Annotated in this window: 19 protein-coding genes and 2 pseudogenes; 15 read left to right on the top strand and 6 right to left on the bottom strand. The window is 55.9% G+C overall.

What is annotated here, in order from left to right; all coding sequences use genetic code 11:
- Positions 1-90: 90 nt before the first annotated feature.
- From J3O30_RS32965 to J3O30_RS32955, 3 genes are all read right to left on the bottom strand, one after another.
- On the bottom strand, positions 91-1,098 hold the full coding sequence (locus tag J3O30_RS32965; RefSeq protein ID WP_207586027.1) for a dienelactone hydrolase-related enzyme: 1,008 nt from the start codon (positions 1,096-1,098) through the stop codon (positions 91-93).
- Positions 1,088-2,701: a hypothetical protein gene (locus tag J3O30_RS32960; protein WP_207586026.1), complete on the bottom strand. Its 1,614-nt coding sequence runs from the start codon at positions 2,699-2,701 to the stop codon at positions 1,088-1,090. Before J3O30_RS32960 ends, J3O30_RS32965 begins: the two co-directional genes overlap by 11 nt.
- A gap of 777 nt (positions 2,702-3,478) precedes the next feature.
- Positions 3,479-3,961: a hypothetical protein gene (locus J3O30_RS32955; RefSeq protein ID WP_246762918.1), complete on the bottom strand. Its 483-nt coding sequence runs from the start codon at positions 3,959-3,961 to the stop codon at positions 3,479-3,481.
- A gap of 73 nt (positions 3,962-4,034) precedes the next feature.
- On the opposite strand from J3O30_RS32955, the gene J3O30_RS32950 reads away from it, so the two are divergent.
- The 14 genes and pseudogenes from J3O30_RS32950 (at position 4,035) to J3O30_RS32885 (ending at position 17,791) form a co-directional block, all read left to right on the top strand.
- Positions 4,035-4,934: a LysR family transcriptional regulator gene (locus J3O30_RS32950; protein ID WP_207586025.1), complete on the top strand. Its 900-nt coding sequence runs from the start codon at positions 4,035-4,037 to the stop codon at positions 4,932-4,934.
- An 86-nt stretch (positions 4,935-5,020) separates the two neighbouring features.
- Positions 5,021-5,449 carry an Rrf2 family transcriptional regulator gene (locus J3O30_RS32945; RefSeq protein WP_207586024.1) on the top strand — a complete coding sequence of 143 codons (429 nt, stop codon included), beginning with the start codon at positions 5,021-5,023 and terminating at the stop codon, positions 5,447-5,449.
- An 82-nt stretch (positions 5,450-5,531) separates the two neighbouring features.
- Positions 5,532-5,732 (top strand): annotated as a pseudogene (locus tag J3O30_RS32940) (IS6 family transposase); the annotation flags it as partial.
- A gap of 211 nt (positions 5,733-5,943) precedes the next feature.
- The gene (locus tag J3O30_RS32935) at positions 5,944-8,115 is read left to right on the top strand and encodes a methyl-accepting chemotaxis protein (protein ID WP_207586023.1); all 2,172 of its coding nucleotides are present in this window, start codon (positions 5,944-5,946) and stop codon (positions 8,113-8,115) included.
- 586 nt (positions 8,116-8,701) lie between these two features.
- Positions 8,702-9,277, top strand: a complete 576-nt coding sequence (locus tag J3O30_RS32930; protein WP_207586022.1) for a MarR family winged helix-turn-helix transcriptional regulator — start codon at positions 8,702-8,704, stop codon at positions 9,275-9,277.
- Between the two features lie 106 nt (positions 9,278-9,383).
- Positions 9,384-10,166, top strand: coding sequence for an ABC transporter ATP-binding protein (locus J3O30_RS32925; protein ID WP_207586021.1), 783 nt, complete (start codon positions 9,384-9,386; stop codon positions 10,164-10,166).
- On the top strand, positions 10,163-10,912 hold the full coding sequence (locus J3O30_RS32920) for an ABC transporter permease subunit (protein ID WP_207586020.1): 750 nt from the start codon (positions 10,163-10,165) through the stop codon (positions 10,910-10,912). Before J3O30_RS32925 ends, J3O30_RS32920 begins: the two co-directional genes overlap by 4 nt.
- A gap of 8 nt (positions 10,913-10,920) precedes the next feature.
- Positions 10,921-11,670, top strand: coding sequence for an ABC transporter permease subunit (locus tag J3O30_RS32915; protein ID WP_207586019.1), 750 nt, complete (start codon positions 10,921-10,923; stop codon positions 11,668-11,670).
- Between the two features lie 93 nt (positions 11,671-11,763).
- Entirely contained in the window at positions 11,764-12,804 is a 1,041-nt protein-coding gene (locus J3O30_RS32910) for an ABC transporter substrate-binding protein (protein WP_207586018.1), read from the top strand.
- A gap of 49 nt (positions 12,805-12,853) precedes the next feature.
- A complete protein-coding gene (locus J3O30_RS32905) occupies positions 12,854-14,050 on the top strand; it encodes a cytochrome P450 (protein WP_207586017.1) in 1,197 nt (398 codons plus the stop codon).
- Positions 14,051-14,073: 23 nt separating this feature from the next.
- A complete protein-coding gene (locus J3O30_RS32900) occupies positions 14,074-14,394 on the top strand; it encodes a 2Fe-2S iron-sulfur cluster-binding protein (protein WP_207586016.1) in 321 nt (106 codons plus the stop codon).
- A gap of 378 nt (positions 14,395-14,772) precedes the next feature.
- Positions 14,773-15,564: a nuclear transport factor 2 family protein gene (locus tag J3O30_RS32895; protein WP_246762933.1), complete on the top strand. Its 792-nt coding sequence runs from the start codon at positions 14,773-14,775 to the stop codon at positions 15,562-15,564.
- Positions 15,565-15,616: 52 nt separating this feature from the next.
- Entirely contained in the window at positions 15,617-16,456 is an 840-nt protein-coding gene (locus J3O30_RS32890; protein WP_207586015.1) for an SDR family oxidoreductase, read from the top strand.
- A gap of 195 nt (positions 16,457-16,651) precedes the next feature.
- Positions 16,652-17,791, top strand: coding sequence for an NAD(P)-dependent alcohol dehydrogenase (locus tag J3O30_RS32885; protein ID WP_207586014.1), 1,140 nt, complete (start codon positions 16,652-16,654; stop codon positions 17,789-17,791).
- Positions 17,792-17,908: 117 nt separating this feature from the next.
- Here the strand turns inward: J3O30_RS32885 and J3O30_RS33600 are convergent.
- The 3 genes and pseudogenes from J3O30_RS33600 to J3O30_RS32875 form a co-directional block, all read right to left on the bottom strand.
- Positions 17,909-18,055, bottom strand: a pseudogene (locus tag J3O30_RS33600) (glutathione S-transferase family protein); the annotation flags it as partial.
- A gap of 242 nt (positions 18,056-18,297) precedes the next feature.
- Positions 18,298-19,356: an LLM class flavin-dependent oxidoreductase gene (locus J3O30_RS32880; RefSeq protein WP_207586013.1), complete on the bottom strand. Its 1,059-nt coding sequence runs from the start codon at positions 19,354-19,356 to the stop codon at positions 18,298-18,300.
- Between the two features lie 572 nt (positions 19,357-19,928).
- Entirely contained in the window at positions 19,929-20,837 is a 909-nt protein-coding gene (locus J3O30_RS32875) for a LysR family transcriptional regulator (RefSeq protein WP_207586012.1), read from the bottom strand.
- A gap of 153 nt (positions 20,838-20,990) precedes the next feature.
- Here J3O30_RS32875 and J3O30_RS32870 point away from each other — a divergent pair, with 153 nt between their 5' ends.
- Positions 20,991-21,602 (top strand): NAD(P)H-dependent oxidoreductase, encoded by a 612-nt coding sequence (locus tag J3O30_RS32870; RefSeq protein WP_207586011.1) that lies wholly within the window; start codon positions 20,991-20,993, stop codon positions 21,600-21,602.

Here is a 21,602-nt window from a genome sequence, read left to right as displayed (position 1 = left end):
AAAGAGTTTTTTTATGGACGCGTGAGCGAGGAGAGCGAGAGGCCCGCTCTGCTTGTCGGCCATTAGGGGATTCCTGGCGGTCCTCGTACTTTAGCCTCGTCGCGACAGAAAACGCTTCAGGCTCCAACCTGCGAGCAAAATGTACGGGGGCATCGCGAGGGAATAATGGCCGCAGTTTAGCTCCAGGACGTTTGGCCTCGCCCCGACTTCGTGTAGTTTTTCGATGAAGTGTTTCGATAGCTCGGGTAACACCACCTTGTCTCTGGTCGCGATCACCGCGTGAAGCGCAAGATCGGGTCGCGCCAGTTTATGCGCGTAGTTCTCCAAATCCAGCGGCCCCCACGCCCTACGAAGATCGGTGATCTCGATCGCACGCTCCAGGCCATCACGTATCGCCCGGGTCGCACGGCCTGTCCAAACCATGTCAGCGAGGCTACCCGCCGTCAAAAACAAGGACGCCTTTCTTACGGCCGGTTCATGTGCGGCGATCAATCCCGCAACCCAGGAGCCAAGGCTCATGCCGAGAACCGAGACCTCTCGATAGCCTTCGCTTTTCAGCCAGCGGACGAGTTTTCGCCCGTCCCAAACGGCCTGCCTTACAGACTGGATCGTTCGGCCGAGATTCGCGCTGAGCATGTCCTCGGCATAGAGCGAGCCAGGACGGCTTCGCTCGAAGTGATAGGGCATAGCAATCTCGACGGTCGTAATCCCACGCCGCGAAAAGAACTTGGCGATCTGATGATTTCGGCGGCTGGCATTCCAGTGATGGAAGATCACCAATGCCTGATTGCGCGAGCCGCTTTCGGTTACTTTTGCCCAAACAAAGTTATTCTCTTCGACGTCCGTTGGAATGTCCGAAGGAAATTTCAACCACCCATTTTGTATCTCAAAGCCGTCATCGCTCTCGCTCGGTTCGTCATAAAAGCTTGAATCAGCCAGAGCTTGGTCGGCAAGGGCACAAAACTCCTCGATAGTTCCTACCGTCTTCTCTCCCGGGAAAGCGAGGCAGCTGTCGAGAACGAAAGCTGTCGTTTTCTTCGCTTCCTCACCACGCCGCGCTCGCTGCTCGTCCCAATGATCAAGCCATTTATGATACACTCTGATTGCCTTCCAATTCAGCATTTCGCCGTTGCCCGAACTCTGGATCAAAGAGGCTGTATACGGCGAGTAGAACACTAACGCCGAGGAAGATCGAAAAGCCGTCAAAGGCATCGATCAACAGATAGCTGGCAAAGAGCAGGCCTACGACCGCTGCCATCTTCCACAAAATCACACGGAACCTCTTTTCGAGAGGCAAACGAAGAAAACCGTATACGAAAACGACACAGGCCGAAATGGCGACAAGCAGGCTACTGTAATGTGTCGGCATTCGATAGCCCAAGCTTTCGCTACCATCGGGGTGGCCGTCGAGGACCGAGGACATATCGTGGATCAGCCAGGTCACGACGTCTTCTCCATTCGAACTCAAGTATGCACTTTGGATCTTCATGGACACGGCGACGAGAACACCAAGGACGGTGCAGCGGAAAATTCCCCGCATGATCCTAAGGCGAATTTCTGCTCGTTCGCGCCGATGCGCTACGTCTGGCTGCGCCTTTACGTCTCCTTCGATTTTCCAAAGATCATGGACAATCGTATGAAGCAAAATCAGGCCCGCGAAAAAGAGATAAAAGCAAATGCTCATGTAAAGATAGGAAAGCGCGGTGAACACGATCTCCAATGGCACCGATATGAGATCAGGTTGCACAATCGCTATCGTGCCCCAGCTGATCGCGTAATCGCCACTACCCTCCAGCAGGGGGACGAGACACACGCCGATCCATTGAAGAACGCCAGCGACCAGGATGCAGATCAGGAAAACTGCCCAATACGAATATGAATAAGCGCGAACATTGCTCGCCCACGCTTTGGTGCTTTCTGAGCTATTGGCATGTACTACCAGGCGTAAGCGTGCGTCCTGTTTCCAAAAGGCCAGCAGCTCAATCACGACTGCGAAAAATAGCGGCAGGAGTACCATGAAGAGTAGGGTCCAGTTTGGCGCCCACAGAAAACCGACTTCCTTAACGACGCCGTCCGGCCGCCCATAGGTGATGCTGGCGATCCCGACGATGTACGACAAAAACCCAAGGGCGGAAGCACCGGCGAATATCGATGCCGGAAGGTTCAAGGGGGATCCATGACTAAAAAGCGCTTCCGATCTTTCCGCTAAGCTGAAGCGTTGCCTTTTTCGGGTTACTTCACTGTCTTGTGCGATACCGGCTGCAGGCCGGGTTTCATCATCAGCTGTCACAGATGGCGGCGCCTCTGAAACGATCGATACCGTGCTTCTTACCGCTTTCTTTGAATCTCGCCTTTTGGAGATTAGCCGCGATTGCGCTGCGATGAGCTCCATGAGCCATTCGCTCGTCGCTTCCGGATCGTCGCAACCGAAGATTCGTGCCAGCCAGCGAATGTTGGAAGGACTAATCCCCTTATCATTTTCTTGAAACCAGAGCTGTACTGTTCGCAAATCAACGCCAAGCCGGTTGGAGTCAATCTGTGATATCGCCTCAGCTAACAAATCCGGCGTCCATGGGCCTTGCGGAAACCCGTCACGACCCAGAGGCCGGCCCGCTCCAACGGCGGCTAACTGCTTGAACAGTTCTTTAAAATCGCGCCCGTCCTTCGGAGGGGGGACAAAAATCTTCCCGTTCTTTTCCAATGGCTCAAATGCTCAAATTTAGTTTCGCTTTATTGACCCGAGAGGTCGCATCCCGCTGCGACCTGGGCGCAGGCAATCTACCTGAAGTATATCTATCTGCTTCGGATTGGTAAAGAATTAAAGCCTTCGTTCAAAGGGAAAGGCCGAATGTTTTTTCGTATTTGCAATGGTTTGGTAGTTTCGGAAAAACGGCGGCGCGCTCCATTCACTCGCATCAGTGCGGAGAAGGCCACCATTAATGCGACAATCCTAGATAGCGAAAATCGCATAATGCTTTTTATGGAACTTTTATGTGCACAAGACCTCCAACAACGACGCTGACGATTCTCTTCAACGATAATTGTTAGGATCCCTCACGCGTTCTAGGTGGAATATTGCGACAGGTCCTATCGGTGATAGAGATGCGTGGTAGCTAAGTCCGTGCCCAAAGCGATATCTCAATATCTCGTGGACACGCCGCATCTCCAGTCTCTCCACTGGCACACCGTTCCTTCCTCGTCACCGTCGCGGGAAGGAACTTCACCGCCTGCGGAACAAACCAGTTGCCTACCAAAGGGAGCGGCCTCATCCGGAATGAGGGGCGGATTGCCTCGGAATTTGCAGATTGACATGCCAGGCGTCCGAGAACGAGATTCGGATCCGACCATGCATGCCAAAGCTGTGCGATGTTAGTCGAGGTGGCTGCATAGCTTAAGTGGCTGGCCGATGAACATAGGCTTCGCGTTAACGGCTTGTTTTGCCCAGTCTTGCGACTGGGCAACTCCATTTGATCAGTCCTCACTGTTTGTCGTAACGTACCATTTTCATGGTGTCTGCCTGAAGCTTATCCATGAAGGGCTGTGCGGCTGGAGCCGAGGTGAAACTGTTCATGGATGCATTGGCGTCACTGACAGATTTCCAATGGACGACGACCAGCCAACTGCCGTTTTGTCCTGACGCCGATTCACGCGAGATAAAGCCCGGCTGCCTGGAAACATGATCCTTGCCGACCGCCTTATCCAAAGGCGCGAATTCCTTTTCGGTTACACCGGGCTTCAAATTGAAGGTCACGACCTCGACGACTTCGGCGCGGGCAGCGGATACGCCGGCAAGCATTGCCGCAGCGATCAGAACCGTTCTCATCATATTTTTCATGTATTTATCCTTATTAAGGTTGGCAGTGAATTCACCAAGAGCGACCCAATCCGATCGTGCGTCTGTACGATCGCCACGGCTTCGGTACTTCAACCCGACCAGCCCGGGAGTGCCTTCGTTCTTCACAAGAAGTCTAATTTGTTTCACTAGGGGGCGTTAGATCCACAGATCGAACGTATTTGTTACAAGGAGCGGAACAATGGATCGCTTTAGCGAGATGACGGCCTTTCATAGCGTCGCCACCTTGGGGAGCTTCACGAAGGCGGCAGAAGCTCTGGAGGCTTCTCGCCCAGCTATGTCCCGCCTTATCGCCGCCCTCGAAGCGCGCCTCGGAACGCGTCTGCTTCAACGATCCACACGACACGTCGCGCTGACACTCGAAGGACAGGCGTTTCTTGAACGCTGCACCGAGGCGCTGACGATCATCCAGGAAGCGGAACAGGATCTGATCGGGAATGCCCTTTCCGCGACGGGGGTACTGCGGGTTTCGATTCCCTCGACTTTCGGACTGCGTTACCTCGCTCACGTCTGGCCACGGTTTTTGACGAGCGCTCCGAATTTGAGTCTCGACATCGATCTAAGCGACCGACCGGTCGATCTCATTGAAGAAGGTTTCGATGCCGCGCTCCGGATCGGGGAGACACGCTCCGCAAACCTGATCAGGCGTCGGATCTCGATGATGAAAATGGTGCTTTGCGCATCCCCGGAGTTCATCGACCGTCACGGCGCGCCAATGCATCCGCGAGAACTGAAGCGATATGAGGTGGCGGCGGTCTCGCGGAGCCAGGAGAGCTACAGCTGGGAATTTATCGTCGATAGCGCGGCGGCCAAGTTCGAAATTCATCCGCGGATCCGAGCCTCCAGTGGTGAGATCTCCCGCTCCGCAGCCTTGGGCCATCAGGCGCTTGTCCTGGAGCCCCACTTTGTCGTGGCCGAGGACCTCAGAACCGGCAGATTATTGGAAGTCATGCCGGATTTCCCTTCTCCCGTGCGAAACGTCTACATCGTTTATCCCACCCGAAAACATCTTCCGGCCAAGGTTCGCTTCTTCATCGATTTCATGAGCGATGTCTTTTCCGGTGATTTGCTGGCTCTTTAGGATCGCTGCCGACGGGAAAGACATCCACGCCCATTGCACAGAAGTGTATCTGAAACTAAGTTAGATACATATCCGAAAGAGTGAAGATGAACACCCGACTCGCCGTTGCCACCCACATCCTCACGTTTCTGCAAACGCAGGGCGGGCGAGCTGCGACGTCGGAACTCATCGCGTCGAGCGTCAACACCAACCCCTCCTTCATCCGGCGCCTTCTCGCACAGCTTGCAAAGGCGGGGCTCACGACATCGCAGCTCGGAGCGGGCGGCGGGGCTCTGTTAGCCCGGTCGGCGGAGAAGATCAGCTTGCTCGACGTCTACGACGCTGTAAACGATGAGGGTGCATTGCTTCCCGTTCATGAGGATAGCAGCTCGCTCTGCGAAGTCGGCCGCAGCATTGGAGGTGTCCTCAAGAATCGTCTAACGGCCGCCGAGGTCGCGCTCCGGGAAGAGCTGGCGCGAACCACCATCAAAGACATGGCGACCGGCGTTGCTGAGGCAAACCGCATAGGTCGCTAAAGGCATCGCGGGCCTGTCGCAAATTTCTGCGCTCGACGGCATGTTGACCATCTTCGCGCTCCGGATCATGTCGAGCGTAGCGATGATTCTGGATGGGATTAGCGAAAAGCTGAAGCGTCAGTCGAAGGATGACTTCAAACGCAGGCATTTTGACGCATAGCTGATCGTCCAAGCGGTCGCCTAGCATTTGAGATATCCGTTGAGCTATCGAGATCTCGAAGAGATGTTCGAAGAGCGCGACTTCGAGGTCGATCATAGTACGATCAACGACTGGGTATTGAGCTAGCCGCAACCTCTGCGGAGGTTTGCGACAAGCCCAGATTAACTTTCGAAAAACTTTGTTCATCGCGAGAACGGGCCGGAACCTCCAAAGAGAAGCTCCAGGCCTCTGCCGTCCGGCGCCTCACAAAATTTGTCAAATCCTTTATTAATTTCTCGCGCATATCATTTTTTAGGATCAGTCCGAACGCCTGTGACTGCTGAAGGGAACTCGAATGGCACGCTTGTCTTTGCGCAATCTCCTCTATTTAATTGCTGCAGCGCCGCTGCTTGCCTTCCTTTGGCTCAGTACTCTATCGGTGCTAAACAGCTACGCTGAATACCAGTACCTCAGTAGGCAGATTGTGGTACAGCGGTTGGCCAACGCCGGCGCGGCGATTGCCCAGGCATTGCCGGCGGAAGCTTTCGCCACGGCGGAAAACAGAAGCGAGCGCCGAAACGCTGTCGATAGCGCTTTCTCCAACCTGCAGTATGCATACGATCAATGGAAATCCCGGGGCTATTCAGATGAACCGATCGCACGCGCTTTTGGAGCGGCAATGGAAAAGTTTGCGGCCTTGCCCGGATATCGACAGCACGTCGATGCCGGCACAGTCGGTATGAATGAATCCACGTTTATCTTGCAACCAGGGTCGGCAGCCGGGCTCGAACTGGTTCGCCGTTCGGCAGCTACAATCGGAGACCTTCGTCTCGCGCATCTCATCGAAGGCTACCACGCGCTTATGCAAGTCAACGACGCCGGCCTTATAGAAATCAAATTTGGTGAAAAATATCTTAGTGGGAGCAAATTGACCACAGAGGAATATGCTTTCCTGTTGCATGCCAAAGAATTGAGGAACCATTTTACCGCGCAAATGCTTGAATTCCTGCCCGACGAAACTGTGTCGGAGTATAACCGATTTTCTTCAACCGACGACGGACGGTTTTTGACTGAAACACTAGCAACAATCTATCGGAACGAACCGACGGCCGGGCAGTCGCAGTGGATACAGAAATGGAGTGACGCGAAGCGAATACAAGCGGGTGTCATGTCGAAATTAATAGCCGCCACTGACATGGAGCTCATGGCTGCAGCTGAAGGCCGACTCCGGAAATTAAAAGAAGAATTCATCTTTAGTGGCGTTTCGACCGCACTGATTACCTTTCTTGTACTCGGTTTGTGTTATCTTGTCCTTCGAAGCGTGTCGGGCACAATCCTTACGATACAGCAGCGCATGCGCTCGCTCGCTGAAGGGGAAACTAACACTGCAATCCCTTTCATCGACCGAAGGGACCAGATTGGTGAGATAGCGAGATCCATCGAGATCTTCCGATTGGGGGCCATCCGTAGCGAGGAGCTTGAAAATGCGGCAGAAATAAACCGCCAACGGGCAGAGCGGGAGCGGCTGGAAATTCAACGCAGCTCCGAAATACAGGCGGAGGAGCGTTTGCGGAAAGCAACCAGTGCATTAGCCGAGGGCCTTCAAAAGCTTGCTTCCGGCGATATGTCGTCTGAAATCGAAGAACCGTTTGCCCTTCAATTCGAGCCTTTGCGCCATGATTTCAACGTCTCGGTCGTCCAGCTAAGATCTGTCCTGCTTTCTGTGGGGCAAGCCGGGTCGGCGGTCAGCGCTGGAAGCTATGAGATTTCTAAAGCATCAGATAACCTTGCAAAGAGGACAGAGCAGCAAGCTGCTTCATTGGAAGAAACGGCAGCCGCCCTTGAACAAATTACTTCCAACGTTCGGTCGACGTCGGCGCGGAGCGGCGAGGCCCGAGATTTAGTACGCGATGCTCGCAACAAAGCTGAGAGATCTAGTACTGTCGTCGGCAATGCGGTTCTCGCGATGAATAAAATTGAACAGTCCTCAAATCAAATTGACCAGATCATTGGTGTGATAGACGAAATCGCCTTTCAGACGAATTTGCTAGCGTTAAATGCGGGCGTTGAAGCTGCGCGCGCAGGCGAAGCTGGAAAGGGATTCGCCGTTGTCGCTCAAGAAGTTCGCGAACTCGCGCAACGATCAGCTACCGCTGCAAAAGAGATCAAGAATCTAGTCAAAAATTCAGCGAATGCGGTGGGCGACGGTGTCAAGCTTGTAAAGGATACCGGCGATGGCCTAACCGCGATCGCTGCCTTGGTCCAGTTAATAAATTCGCACATGGACGCCATAGCATATGCCGCACAGGAGCAGTCTGTAGGTCTCAGTGAAGTCAACACCGCTGTGAATCATATGGACCAAGCGACACAACAAAATGCCGCAATGGTTCAGGAGATGAATGCCGCCTCTGCTGGACTGGCGCAGGAGGCCGCTCATCTTTCCGAACTGCTGGATCAATTTCAACTGGCGAACCATTCAGGCGGACAAAGAAATCAGCACCAGTTGGTGCAGGGCCTTGCGGCATAAATTTCCGGTGGAAAGGCTACATCCGATTACAGGGCGGGTTGGCTTAGCTCGTGCGGATCAGCGATCACGAGACAACCCTGCTGCGTCTACCTTAGCTGGCCTCATCGTTCAATCGCAAAACAAATGGCAATTCCTGACGGCGAAGAAGTTGACGATCGCGAACGAAGGGGGCCTTGAGAGCAGGGAACATCTAGTCACCTGGAATCAAAGTGGGCACCACTCCTCGTGCGGTGGCGTGAGGAGTTTGACAGAAAATGCATAGTCGAGCGGAAATTGCTATCCCAAGTGGCGGAGATTGGAATCTTCATGAATCTCTAGTCCGTCGGCATAAAACACCTCGCATGCTTTAGAATCGATGCAAAATGGTACGGGTTGAGATCCCTCCCGGTTTGGCATCGCCCGAGCAATCGGTCCAGGTCATTAACCCGACCAGGAAACACATAGCCCTAAAGTTCGAAGGGCTATCGAGTGCGTTTCTGAGATTTTTGGCAACGGCATGTCGAGTGAATGGCGCCGCCGATGGCACAAGTGCTAGTGAGGCGGTATTTTCCGGAGCGCGCGAGGAAACAGATTGGATCACCAACGTATGACGTCACTGAAAACTCCCAAACATTCTGCATTCGACAGAGAGCTGTTCCAGCAAGCCGCTGAGCGTTCTGATCGCAAGGCCTACGTCGCCTTGTCGGTGAAGGCGGGCGAGCATATGATCCCCGGCCTCGATGCCAGCGCGATGGAACTGAGCCTAACGCTGATGCAGACGACCGGGATGATTAACTACGATCTGGAATCCGCCACGCTGAGAAGCTTCGGCTTCACCACTGGAAGCTTCCATCTAGCCTTCGTCATCGCGCTCGTCTCGACGATAGAAGGCTCGAAACTTCCGGGCATTACGGGAATGAGTCGCGCCAACATATCCGGCATTGTTAAGACCTTGGAAAAGAACGGAATTATTACAAAACATCCATCCGCTAGGGATGGCCGCGTGATGCTCATAAAAATAACTGACTTCGGCCACGACCGAGTCATCGCCGCCTGGGCTGAGGTGAACAAACGCGAGCAAGTCTGGAGTTCCCGCCTTACAAATACTGAGCGAAAACAGCTTGTTGCACTGTTGGGCAAGCTATCGAGCCGGAGCGATAGCGCCGTCAAGAAGCGAGGTTAACTCAGCGCGATGATTGTCAATGACTTGACAATCATCGCGCCAACGCCTATCGATTATGCGGCAGGCTTAATTGCCTTCTTTTTCATCAAGTACAGGCAGGCGACAAATGAAGCCAAGCTATTCCGACGTCTCGGTTTCGGTGAGCAGCGTGACCAAGGTCTTCGGCACTGGCAGGAGCGCATTGACCGTACTGAATGACGTAAGCTTCAGCGTGAACGCCGGAGAGTTTGTCGCACTTATCGGACCTTCGGGATGTGGGAAAAGCACGTTGCTCCGCATGATAGCCTCTCTTGAGACCCCTTCGAGTGGGCGCGTTTTGGTCGGCAACCATGAGCCGGGGCGCGTGGCAAAGGAGCACTCCCTCGGAGTGGCGTTCCAGGACCACGCACTCCTCCCTTGGATGAATGTCGCGGCCAACATCTCGCTTCCCTTTTCGATTGCCCGTCGCCCCATCGACAAACGACGCGTGCAGATGCTCATCGATCTAGTTGGTTTGACAGGCTTCGAGCGAGCAAAGCCAGCACAACTATCTGGGGGCATGCGTCAGCGTGTCTCCATAGCCCGGGCGTTGGCACTAAGCCCGACGTTGCTCCTTCTCGATGAACCGTTCGGAGCTCTGGATGCGGTCACGCGCCGACAAATGAATATCGAGCTACAGAAGATTTGGGCAGCCCAGAAAATCACGACACTGCTCGTCACGCATGGCGTAGATGAAGCATTGTTTCTGGCCGACAGAGTCATGGTAATGGACGCAAGGCCGGGTCGGATCAAACGCGTTGTTGAGGTGCCGTTTGAAAGACCCCGCGGTCCCAAACTCCTTCGCGATCCAAGGTTTCATGAACTGGTGGACGAGCTTACCGAGATGCTTGAAGTCACGGAGGCAGCATGAACAAATGCGCTTCATGGACGTTCGGGCTGCTCGGTTTCGTCATATTTTTCACGGTTGTAGAAGTTGTGGGCCGTTATCGCCTAGCAGGTTCGACGTGGCCCCCGATGTCGGCCGTGCTACTATTCATGGCAAACGGCCAGCACCAAGCTCTTCTCCTTCGAGCTTTGAGTTCAACATTCTTCACCGTAATTGTGGCCTATTTCACGGGCGTGGGAGCTGCACTCATCGCGGCGGTCATCGTGCACCTTCTACCGTCACTCAGACGCGGCCTTGATCGACTAGCGGTCTTCGTGAATGCGGTTCCGCCAGTGGCGATCGCCCCCATCTTCATAATCCTAACGACCAGCTACATAGCCGGAGTGGGCCTTGCGGCGTTGTACGTATTTTTTATCGTTTACGTGTCGATGACATCGGCATTCGACCATGTCCCCCAAAGCTATTGCGATCTGTTCGCCACGCTTGGAGCAAGCAAGCGTCAACGGCTCATTCACCTGGACTGTCGAGCCTGCCTCCCGTTGTTCATCAATGGCCTAAAACAAGCGGTCCCAGCCGCTATGGTCGGCGCAATTCTCGCCGAATGGTTCAGCGGTCAGGGCGGTATCGGTGTTCTGATAATAAGCGCAATGCGAAACCTTCAAATTCCGCTCCTTTGGAGCGCAATGCTATTAGCATCCGTGACGTCGCTGGTTTTATTCGCACTCGTCGGCCTGCTGGAGAGCAAGGCCCGCTCAACCTACAAGATATGAGGACGAGGATGGCCGGCTTGCAAACCCGCTTTATTTCCAACTACTGGGGTATCATTGTTCTATTACTGGTATGGGCCAGCTCAATCCACCTATCAAATTTAAATTCAATTGTCCTACCGTCTCCGGCGATGGTGGCAATGGATGTTGTGGGCAATCCGGAACTTTATGTGATGCAGGGTCTCCGCACGTTGCTGATCGCATCGGTAGGATTGCTTCTGGGCATTGCAGCAGGCACTGCACTTGCCGTCGTTTCCTGGTTGTCAACAACCCTGCGAGGGATGCTGACGCCACTGGCTCTCGTTCTCGGGTCGGTACCCGTAGTGGCGCTAATTCCGATCATTGCCAGACTAATCGGCGCGGGGACGCCCAGCATTCTGTCGATAGTGGCAATCATCACATTCTTTCCGGCTTTCGTTTTGACGTCTTCGGGGATGCAGTCAGTTCCATTAGGTAGCAAGGACCTTTTTCAGGTACTCGGCGCGCGGAAGGTTGACTTGCTGACGAGGCTCGCTCTGCCCGCAGCGGTTCCCCATTGGCTAGTGTCGCTGAGAACAAGCGCTCCTCTTGCGATGCTCGCTGCAATGACCGGTGAGTTCCTTATAGGCAGTTCCGGCCTTGGTTACCTTCTGAGAGTTTCAAGCTCAAATTTCCAAACTAGCCGCGTAATTGGTGCGGCTCTCCTGTCAACGGTCTTTGCGTTGATGATGGTGGGTGCCACGCAGGCCCTAGAACGTGAGGCGCTACGACGTTGGAAGTAACGTGACCTATGCTCGATACGCAAAACGACGGCGTATTTTGTCAAGTTATTGACGAATAATCCTTCCTTTCAAAACATAGAATGGGGAATTCAAATGAAGACTAATGACCTTTTCCGGCTATCCCGCCGTGGATTCCTAAAGACCTCGTCGACAGCTGCCATTGGGGTTGCCAGTTCGACCTTGTTTTTCCGCACGGCGTTTGCCCAGACGAACTCCGGTATCGCGGTTGCGTTGGACTGGGTAGCGGACGTCGGTGGCGCAGGCTTGTTCGTCGCGATGGAGCGCGGCTACTTCAAGGACAGCGGGCTGGATGTCACCTATTTCCCTGGCGGCCCGAATGCCCCTGAGCCACTTGTCTCTCTTTCAGCAGGCAGAGCTCAGCTCGCCCAGGCCCTTTGGCTCCCTTATCTCGATGCCCGCGCGCAAGGCAACGATTTCGTCGTCATCGGAGCTGGTTACCCCGTTAACCCGGGCGGCATCCTGTCTCTCCCCGCGAAGCCGATCCGCACCGTGGAAGACATGCAGGGAAAGACTTTCCTCATCCAGTATCCCTCGCTCGAGGTGGAACTGAAGGGCATCTCGCGGGTCAACAACATCGAGCCTGATTTCAAAACCGCCCCCACAGGGTTCTCGGCGGACGCCCTCTTTGGCGGCGACGGAGATGGCTACCTCGCTTTTATCACGAACGAACCGATCGCACTGGCGGCTGAAGGAAAAATCGCCGGGAAAGACTATGTCGTCACACGTCTGGCGGACCTTGGCTATCCCGTCCCAACCACCATGTTCACCGTCCAACGCGACCTCATAACGAACCATCGCGAAGACCTCGTCCATTTTCTGGCTGCTCTCATGAAAGGCTGGAAGGACACGATCAAGGACCCTCAGTTTGCTGTCGATCTCACCGTAGACAAGTACGGTCGCGATCTGGGTCTTGAAAAAGACAACCAACTAAAAGTGCTGAAGGCAACGCTTGATCTAATCAAGTCACCCGACTCCGACATCTATTTCGAGCTTCCTGTCAGCCAGCAGGAAAGGATGGTTGAGTTCGCCAAAAAGAGTGGACAGGACAAAGTGCCGGCCAAGGAGGACCTGTTCGACATGTCCCTGCTTCATGACGCAGCAAAGCTCGTGTGAGCATCCCACTCGGGCGCGACCTCGACATCAAGACAGGAATGGAAAAGCCATGAGCTCGCTAGATGAGTTGCCCTTCATCAACGTCACGGCATCTGAGCACTACACCGCCGACCCGGTAGCAACGTTGAATGCCGCGCGGAAGGTATCGCCAATCATTCGCAGTGACCGCGGCATCGAGATACTGTCGCACAGGCTCGGCCAAATGGTGCTGCGGGACCGTCGGCTTGGTGCTGACCACCTTCGCCTGGTCGAACACATCGGTATACCCGAAGGACCCGTACTCGACTTCAAACGCCGGATGCTACTCGGCCAGGAACACAACGAACGGCGCACCAGAATTAGACGAATCATGGTCCGCTACTTCGGTGCAGGCCAAGTGGCCGCAATGCGCGCCACCGTCCGCCGCCTGGTCGACGAGCTCCTCGACGATATCGGTCCCACTCCTGCGGCCGATATCCTTGGCAAGCTGTGCATGATCCTTCCCGCGAGGCTCTATTGCGAATGGATCGGCGCACCGAAGCAGGACGCGCCGTTCGTATCACGGCTGTCCGATCAGGTATTGGAGATATTCAACCACAATCCGGGGTCGACCGCATCGATCGTGTCGGGGTACTCGGAACTCTTTCCCTATGTGGCTGAAAGAATTGCCTACGGGCGCGGACATCCTGGCGACAACATCCTTTCCGCCTTGATTTCAGACCATGCTAACGGTGAACTCAGCGACGATGAACTGTTCGACTTCGTGACAATGCTCCTTGAGGCCAGCACTGACAATACGGCCAACCAGCTGGCCCTCACGCTCGCACTCGTGATCGGTTCGCCAGGCGCTTGGGAAGGCGTGAAATCTGACGCAACGCTTATTCCGACCGCAGTACAAGAGTCCGTGCGGATGTGCTCACGAACGATCACGAACCAACGTTATGGCGCCGAGGACTTCGAAATCGACGGTGTAACGGTGCCCAACGGAACGGCAATCAATGTCGTGGTCTGGGCGGCTCACAATGATCCGGCTGCGTTCATGCATCCCGACGTCTTTGATATCCATCGCCGAGATGTGTCGAGAACCTTAACGTTTGGCGGCGGTGCTTTTTCGTGCCTCGGTCAGCATATCGCTGAGATCGAAATCCAGGAGACAATTTCAGCTATTGCAACTCGTTTTCCAAACGCCAGTGTCTCCTCGTTCCGAAAGGAACATAACCCGTTCGCTGCGACAGCGCTCGAGCTGAAACTGGATCTGCGGCGCTAACTTGATACAATTGGAGTAATGGAATGGTGATTGTAACTTTCGTTGAAAGCTCTGGTGCTCGTAAGGATGTCGAGGTCCCAGTGGGCTTCAGTCTGATGGAGATCGCCGTACGCGAAGGGGTGGACGGGATCGCCGCCGAATGCGGTGGCGCTTGCGCTTGCGCGACATGTCACGTGTATGTCGACGATATCGCCTTTCGACTGCTAGGCGAACCTGAGCGGATGGAATCTGACATGCTGGATTTCGCCTCGGCCGAAAGAAGATCGAACAGCCGACTATCGTGTCAGATTAAGATTGCCGCCGGCTTTCCTCCATTCGTGGTCGAGATCGCCCCATCCCAGTAATAATGACGGAGCGCATGGCGTCCCTTCAGGAAGTTAACGCGCGTATTTGGGAAGCCCCACGCTCGGCTGAACAGATTGTCCGCTTCACCATTGCCACCACAGGGCTTCCGCAAGACCTTGAGTAAACTCACGCCCCAGCTGGCACGAACAACGCGCCTATCCCCTCCCCAAATAATGAACCGGTGAAAACTTCGGTCGATAGAGGCATCGCGGCGGCTTGATTGCTTGATTGGTGACGTTGGCTCTTTACATAAATATGTATTCGCAGTAGATACACTTAAAGTGTCACCAGAATGGATACAGAAAATGAAAGCTCTCAACCGCCGTAGTCTCCTCACGGCCGCCGCGATGACGATCATCGCTCTCGCTCAGCCGGCAATGGCCGCTTCTTCTGCGGGGAGCGCCGACGCCACCCAAAAAAAGCAGGAGGTCACCGCACTCCTGAAGGCCATCGAGACCGGCGAAAGCGCGCCCGTCGCGGTCATCAATCCCAAGAAGTACATCCAGCACAATCTCGGCGCCGCGGACGGGCTGAAGGGTTTTGGCGAACTTCTTGCGGCCGTTCCGAAGGGCTCCGCGCACGTTAACACCGTGCGGGTCTTCCAGGATGGCGACTATGTCTTTGCGCATACGGACTACAACTTCTTCGGCCCGAAGATCGGTTTCGACATTTTCCGTTTCGAGAAGGGCAAGATCGTCGAGCATTGGGACAATCTCCAGGAAACGGCCGGCCCGAACCCCAGCAAGCATAGCATGACCGATGGGCCGACCGAGGCCGTGGATCTCGACAAGACCGCAGCTAACAAGAAACTGGTGAAGAACTTCGTCAGCGACATCCTGGTCGCCGGCAAGATGGGCAAGCTCGCCGGCTATTTCGACGGCGAAAACTATATTCAGCACAATCCGCAGATTGCTGACGGCCTCTCGGGGCTCGGCGCGGCGCTTCAGGCAATGGCCAAAGCCGGCGTCACCATGAAGTACGACCGTGTCCACCATGTGCTCGGCGAAGGCAACTTTGTACTAACGGTTTCCGAAGGCAGCTTTGCTGGCAAGCACACCTCGTTCTACGACTTGTTCCGGGTCGAGAACGGCAAAATCGCCGAGCATTGGGACGCCATCGAGACCATTCCGGCTAAGTCGGAGTGGAAGAACAAAAATGGCAAGTTCTGATCCGGGGCCGACGTTCTCGCTCTTTCAGTTTCTACAGCATTCGGAGATTACAATGACTGGAAAAATCCTCGTTATCGGTGCCACCGGCAATATCGGTACGCCGCTTGTTGCTGAACTCGTCACGAAGGGTGAGCAGGTGAAAGCCGCGTCACGCGGCGGCAAGGCGGTTGACGGAGCCGAGAGCGTCGCGTTCGATCTTGCCGACGCCTCGACCTTCCCGGCAGCCTTCGACGGTGTCGACCGCGCTTATGTCATGGTGCCAACCGGATATCTGGGCGTTGACACACTTTTGAAGCCTCTCATCCAGTTCGCGGCCGACCGGAAGGTGAAGGTCGTCCTGCAAACGGTGTTCGGCGTCGACGCCGACGACAGCATACCCTACCGCCAAGTCGAACTGTTTCTCGAAAAGGTCGGCACGCCCTACGTCATTCTGCGCCCGAACTGGTTTGCAGACAATTTCCACACCTTCTGGCTGGTCGGCATCAAGGAGCATGGCGTCATCGGTGTTCCGGCCGATGACGGAAAGTCCTCCTTCATCGATGTGCGTGATATCGCGGCGAGCGCGGCTGCTGCGCTCACCTCGGATGCGTTCAACGGCAAGGCATTCAATCTGACCGGCCCCGAAGCGTTGAGCTACGCGGACGCCGCCACGCTGATCACGCCAGCGGCTGGCAAGACGATCGCCTACACGCCGGTGACCGACGAAGCCTTCATCGACATCCTCACCGGCGCGGGCGTCCCAAAGGACTATGCCGCCTTTCTGGCGACCATCTTCTATCCGGTTCGTCAGGGCTGGACCGCTGCGGTTACCGAGGACGTTAAGACGCTAACCGGCACTGTGCCTCGGTCGCTCGCCACCTACGTGTCGGACCACGCTGCCAAGTTCGCCTGATCGTCCTCCCAGGACGGGAAATCCTCGCCAGCCTTGCGCTGGCGGGGATTTTCGCAAAGGGGCCGCTGTGATCGATGAACTGTCGGATATCATACCGGCCCTGAAACATCAGCGAGGCACAGCTTCATATCCTTGTCGACGCCCCAGGGGAGCCGGCAAACCTAGAAAGACCAAACCTGTTTCAGGGAGGGCAATATGTCCGATCAGCTACGTTCATTCGATAATTTTCAGGCCGCCGTCGTCCGCCAAAAGGGCGGACCCTTTCAACTGGAGTCGGTGACGCTGACGCCGCCGCGCGAATACGAGGTGGTCGTCAGGATCGTTGCCACGGGCATGTGCCACACCGACATGATCGCCCGCGACCAGGTCTTCCCGGTCCCACATCCGATCGTGCTCGGCCATGAAGGCTCAGGCGTTGTCGAGGCTGTTGGGGCGCACGTCACCAAGGTGCAGCCAGGAGATCATGTCGTGCTCACTTTCCTGTCCTGCCGCCATTGCCGTGCGTGCCAGGAAGGGCATCCCGCCTATTGCGAAAACTTCAATGCCCATAACTTCTCTGGACAGCGCGCCGAGGACGGCTCACACGCGCTCTGCGGCCACGATCATAGCCTCTTGAACGATCGTTTCTTCGGGCAGTCTTCTTTCGGCGCCTACGCCATCGCCAATGAGCGCAACGTCGTGAAGGTGCGCAAGGACGCGCCGCTGGAACTGCTCGGTCCACTCGGTTGCGGCGTCCAGACCGGCGCCGGCACAGTCCTCAATGCGTTGCAGGTGTCGGCCGGCCAGTCCTTCGCAGCATTTGGCGGTGGCGCAGTCGGCCTTTCGGCCGTGATGGCGGCGGCGGCTGTTCGCGCAACGACAATTTTTGTCGTTGATGTCGTTCCTTCTCGGCTCGACCTTGCCCTGACGCTTGGCGCCACGCACGTCATCAACAGCAAGGAGCAGGATGCGGTTGCCGTTATTCGAGAGGTCACCGGTGGGGGAGTCGATTTCGCCATGGATTCGACCGGCATTCCTGCCGTCATACGTAACGCGGTTTTGGCGTTGCGCCCGCGTGGCACCGCCGCGGTGGTCGGGGCTTCCAAGCCCGATTCGGTGCTCGATCTGGATGCACTAGACCTGCTTCAGAATTCCAAGGCCGTTCGCGGTGTGATCGAAGGCGACAGCGTTCCGGACATTTTTATTCCGCGCCTGATCGACCTTTATCTCGCCGGTCATTTTCCATTCGACAAGCTCGTCAAGTTCTATCCGTTCGAGCAAATCAATGAGGCCGCGGAGGACAGCGAGAAGGGCGTAACCCTTAAGCCGATCATCCGAATTGATGCTGGCACCTGATACGTAAAGCGCAAGATTAAGGGGCTGATGCGCGACCAGCGACGACCTTCTTAAACTCGACAGCTCACCGGTGAAGCGGTGCCCTAGCTAAGTTGAGCATTCCGCAAGCTGGTTATGCTAAGCGGTCGGAGTGCGCGTATCCTTACGATGGTCTCCAAATGGTGCATCGAAATTGTGCTCAGGTCCGACCGGGACGATACCGCTTGGGTTCAATCAAGTATGGCTGCAGTCGTAATGCGCTTTGATGTGGTCGAAATCGACGGTCGGATATCGGGATGCTGAAAGAGCGAGCGCCCGACAGAGCGGATATCTCTTTCCAACCCTGCTACGCTTCTATCCAGTCTATTTCGGACATTTCAAATCGAATAACCAACCATCTTCACCCGCATACCAATGGACAATCGAGATGTTGACGATCTCGTCAAGGTCTTTCAGGTTGCGCGTAATCGGGTGCGATGTACCCAGGGCAGGCAAGCGACACGCAAAGCCACTTGCCGTTGATTAGTTCACCCATGCGTGGCCTCTCCGCTGACGCGAAGCGTGCGCCGGATTTCAGGAGCAACAGCGGTTCCCAAAAGTTCGATCGAACGTCGCATGGCATCGACTTCAAGCGCCGCCGGGCTCATCTGAAAGCTTATACGTGATAGCCCGCCAAGCGTTTGGCTTGCCTCCAGCATTTTGGCGGCAACGGTTTGTGGACTTCCGACAAGGAACGCACCCCGCGGACCGCACAGCGTGTCGAACTGAGCTCGGCTGACCGGTGGTCTGCCACGTTCCTTCGCACCTTGAGTAAACATCTGGAACCAACCGGGAAAGAACCCTTCCCTGGCATCCTCGTCGGTATTCCCAACGAAGCCCATCGCATGCAACCCGACTTTTTCCTGCCCGATTGGATGACCCGCGACCTGCCAGGCGCGCCGGTAAAGATCGACGAGCGGGCGGAAATGCTCGAATGTGCCGCCGATGACGGCAAGCATCAGCGGCAAGCCGAGTGTGCCGGCGCGGACGAAGGATTCAGGTGTGCCTCCGACGCCAAGCCAGATCGGTAACATGTTCTGATGTGGACGGGGAAACACTCCTTCCCCGTTGAGCTCAGGACGAAAGCGACCTTTCCATGCGATCCGCGGGGCCTCGTTAAGCTTCAGGAGAAGGTCCAGCTTCTCGGCGAAAAGTTCATCATAGTTTTCGAGTGCAAACCCGAATAGTGGATAGGCCTCGATGAACGATCCGCGACCGACGATAATTTCGGCACGGCCTTTCGAAATCAGATCGAGAGTGGCGAACTCCTGAAAAACCCGCACCGGATCGGCTGCGCTCAAAACCGTAACGGCGCTCGTCAACCGGATGGTTTTTGTCCGGGCAGCGGCTGCAGAGAGAATAACGGCAGGAGCAGAATCCAGCGCGCTTTCACGATGATGCTCGCCCATGCCAAAAATATCGAGCCCCACCCTGTCGGCCATCTCGACATCACCCAGAATATTGGCGATGCGGTCTGCGGGTGACGGAAGGTGACCGCCTTGGGGGCTGGCGACCACCATCGCAAAACTATCGACTCCGATTTCCATGCGGTTTCCTTTCGAACTTATATTAAAAAAGACTGCGGCCACCGAAGACGGCTTTTGTCTGTGGCCACAGCCTTGCCGATTTCGCAGCGACGGGACAGACGGTCTCGGAAACCGACAAGCGTGATCCCGGATGAAAAGACGAACGCTGGCTGTTTTCAGTACCCGGTGGACGGCGTGCTCCGTTGAGGCTCCTCCGGCCAGCCGGTCGAGCGGCTGAAGTCAGTCGTGTGACTTCCGGCGACCGAGGACAGCGAGGGTGAGAAGCGTTGCGAGACGTAAAGTCATGTTGGCTCCCCCGGGTTCAGACGCGGACTTACTATCTGTCAGGTGCAGCCCAGCGGCAACAACCGGCTGCACTGCAGGTGGGCCGGCTCTCACTCAGTCTTCTTGCCATAAGCAAACGCTATCGAACTAGCCGCTATATTCCGGGACTATCCATCTCCCCTGGCGATGAATGGAGACGTTTCGAGCGTATCGGCTGTCGTTCGCTCGCGGTCTTACTGCCCCGCGGATACCTGCTGGGGCTTTCTATAGCCTCGGCCGGCTGCATCGCCGTCATGGAGATCACCGGCCTAATCGCCACGGCGTGACGAACAATCCTTTAGTCGCTCGATCAACCATCTGCCCGCAGGGCCCGGCGGATCGTCCGTGAGATAGGCGGCCGACATCGGCATGCGGAACCCGGCGCCAGGAAACTCATCGATCTGCAACTCCACCAGCCTTCCGGCCTTCAGGTCGTCCTCGACCGCGTGCAGAGGCATTCCGCCCCACCCCAGGCCGTTTAGCAGGAATGCGTGTTTGGCGAACAGGTCGGCCAGCCGCCATGTCTGGGTCGACATGACACCGAACTCTCTTCCATTGGACAGATCGCTGCGATCGGTGAGCACGATCTGGACGTGACGCGCGAGCTCGCTTTTCGGAATGACACCGTTCCAACTCGCAAGCGGATGACTGGCAGCCGTAACGGCCGCAAAGGCAATGCCACCCAGTGCCTCGGAAGCAATGCCGGCCGGCATCATTGGTAGTGATCCAACGATGCCAACGCTCGCCCTTCTATCGAGAAGTGGCAGAAACGTGCCGCCAAGCACCTCGACATACAATCTCAACGGCACCAAGGGAAACCGCTGTCTGAACTCGCTGGCGACCTCCGCGATCACGCGGATTGGAAACAACACGTCTATCACGACCGATAACTCCGGCTCCACGCCGCTGGAGATGCCCTTGGCTCGCGACTTAATCGCATCGACATTGGCGACGATCTCGCGTGCATTCGTAAGCAGCGCCCGCCCTGCTTCCGTCAGCTGTGGGTATCGGCCGCTTCGATCGAACAGAGCGACACCAAGCTGGATCTCCAGGGCGCGGACCATGTCGCTGACGGCGGACTGGGCGCGGTTCAGTTTGCGCCCGGCAGCCGAGAAACTGCCCTCGTCTACCGCGGCAATGAATGTTCGCACCTGATCCAACGACAAACCGTCCAGCATGAATGACCTTTCTATCTCTCTCAGGGATGGTTCGTCTCGGAATATAACGGGTATTCAGATGCTCGCCAAGCATGGCAATCAATACGGGCCATGTTGAACAAAATTATCGCCCTGTTCGCGCCTCGAGCGCCCAAACCGTCAGGAGTTCCCTCTATGACCATTCTTCATATCGACTCCAGCATTCTCGGTGGCTATTCCGTCAGCCGCACTCTCTCCGCAGACATCGTCACCAAGCAGCTTGCGCTTCATCCGGGCGCCTCGGTGATCCGCCGCGATCTCGTGATCGATGCAGCCCTGCACCTTGCGCCGGATCATCTGGCGGTCTTCCAGGGCGCTTCACCATCTACGCCCGCTATCGGTCAGGACGTCGCCCTCGGTGGTTCGTATATCGATGATCTTTTCGCTGCCGACATCATCGTCATTGGCGCCCCGATGTACAACTTCTCCATCCCGACGCAGCTCAAGGGCTGGGTGGACCGTGTCCTCGTTGCAGGCCGCACCTTCCGCTATACCGAAAAGGGCCCGGAAGGCCTCCTGCCCAAAAACAAGAAGGTGTTCATCGCCTCGGCCCGTGGCGGCGTCTACACCGGCGAGAGCCCGGCTGCGGCGCTCGACCATCAGGAAAGCTATCTCATCGCGACCTTGAACTTCATCGGTCTCTCGGATGTCACCGTCATTCGCGCCGAAGGTCTGGCGCTCGGCGAGGAAGCGAAGGCTGCCGCAATAGCCGCCGCTAAGACCGAAATCAACGCGCTTGCTGCCTGA

Origin of the sequence: Rhizobium sp. NZLR1 (assembly GCF_017357385.1) — a bacterium.
In the GTDB taxonomy this organism is placed as follows: domain Bacteria; phylum Pseudomonadota; class Alphaproteobacteria; order Rhizobiales; family Rhizobiaceae; genus Rhizobium.
This window is presented reverse-complemented; position numbering and strand designations above follow the sequence as displayed.

Excerpts from the sequence above, each read along its gene's own strand:
- J3O30_RS32950 (WP_207586025.1), top strand. The coding sequence starts at position 4,035 with ATGGATCGCTTTAGCGAGATGACGGCCTTTCATAGCGTCGCCACCTTG.
- J3O30_RS32945 (WP_207586024.1), top strand. The coding sequence starts at position 5,021 with ATGAACACCCGACTCGCCGTTGCCACCCACATCCTCACGTTTCTGCAA.
- J3O30_RS32935 (WP_207586023.1), top strand. The coding sequence starts at position 5,944 with ATGGCACGCTTGTCTTTGCGCAATCTCCTCTATTTAATTGCTGCAGCG.
- J3O30_RS32930 (WP_207586022.1), top strand. The coding sequence starts at position 8,702 with ATGACGTCACTGAAAACTCCCAAACATTCTGCATTCGACAGAGAGCTG.
- J3O30_RS32925 (WP_207586021.1), top strand. The coding sequence starts at position 9,384 with ATGAAGCCAAGCTATTCCGACGTCTCGGTTTCGGTGAGCAGCGTGACC.
- J3O30_RS32920 (WP_207586020.1), top strand. The coding sequence starts at position 10,163 with ATGAACAAATGCGCTTCATGGACGTTCGGGCTGCTCGGTTTCGTCATA.
- J3O30_RS32915 (WP_207586019.1), top strand. The coding sequence starts at position 10,921 with ATGGCCGGCTTGCAAACCCGCTTTATTTCCAACTACTGGGGTATCATT.
- J3O30_RS32910 (WP_207586018.1), top strand. The coding sequence starts at position 11,764 with ATGAAGACTAATGACCTTTTCCGGCTATCCCGCCGTGGATTCCTAAAG.
- J3O30_RS32905 (WP_207586017.1), top strand. The coding sequence starts at position 12,854 with ATGAGCTCGCTAGATGAGTTGCCCTTCATCAACGTCACGGCATCTGAG.
- J3O30_RS32900 (WP_207586016.1), top strand. The coding sequence starts at position 14,074 with ATGGTGATTGTAACTTTCGTTGAAAGCTCTGGTGCTCGTAAGGATGTC.
- J3O30_RS32895 (WP_246762933.1), top strand. The coding sequence starts at position 14,773 with ATGGCCGCTTCTTCTGCGGGGAGCGCCGACGCCACCCAAAAAAAGCAG.
- J3O30_RS32890 (WP_207586015.1), top strand. The coding sequence starts at position 15,617 with ATGACTGGAAAAATCCTCGTTATCGGTGCCACCGGCAATATCGGTACG.
- J3O30_RS32885 (WP_207586014.1), top strand. The coding sequence starts at position 16,652 with ATGTCCGATCAGCTACGTTCATTCGATAATTTTCAGGCCGCCGTCGTC.
- J3O30_RS32880 (WP_207586013.1), bottom strand. The coding sequence starts at position 19,356 with ATGGAAATCGGAGTCGATAGTTTTGCGATGGTGGTCGCCAGCCCCCAA.
- J3O30_RS32875 (WP_207586012.1), bottom strand. The coding sequence starts at position 20,837 with ATGCTGGACGGTTTGTCGTTGGATCAGGTGCGAACATTCATTGCCGCG.
- J3O30_RS32870 (WP_207586011.1), top strand. The coding sequence starts at position 20,991 with ATGACCATTCTTCATATCGACTCCAGCATTCTCGGTGGCTATTCCGTC.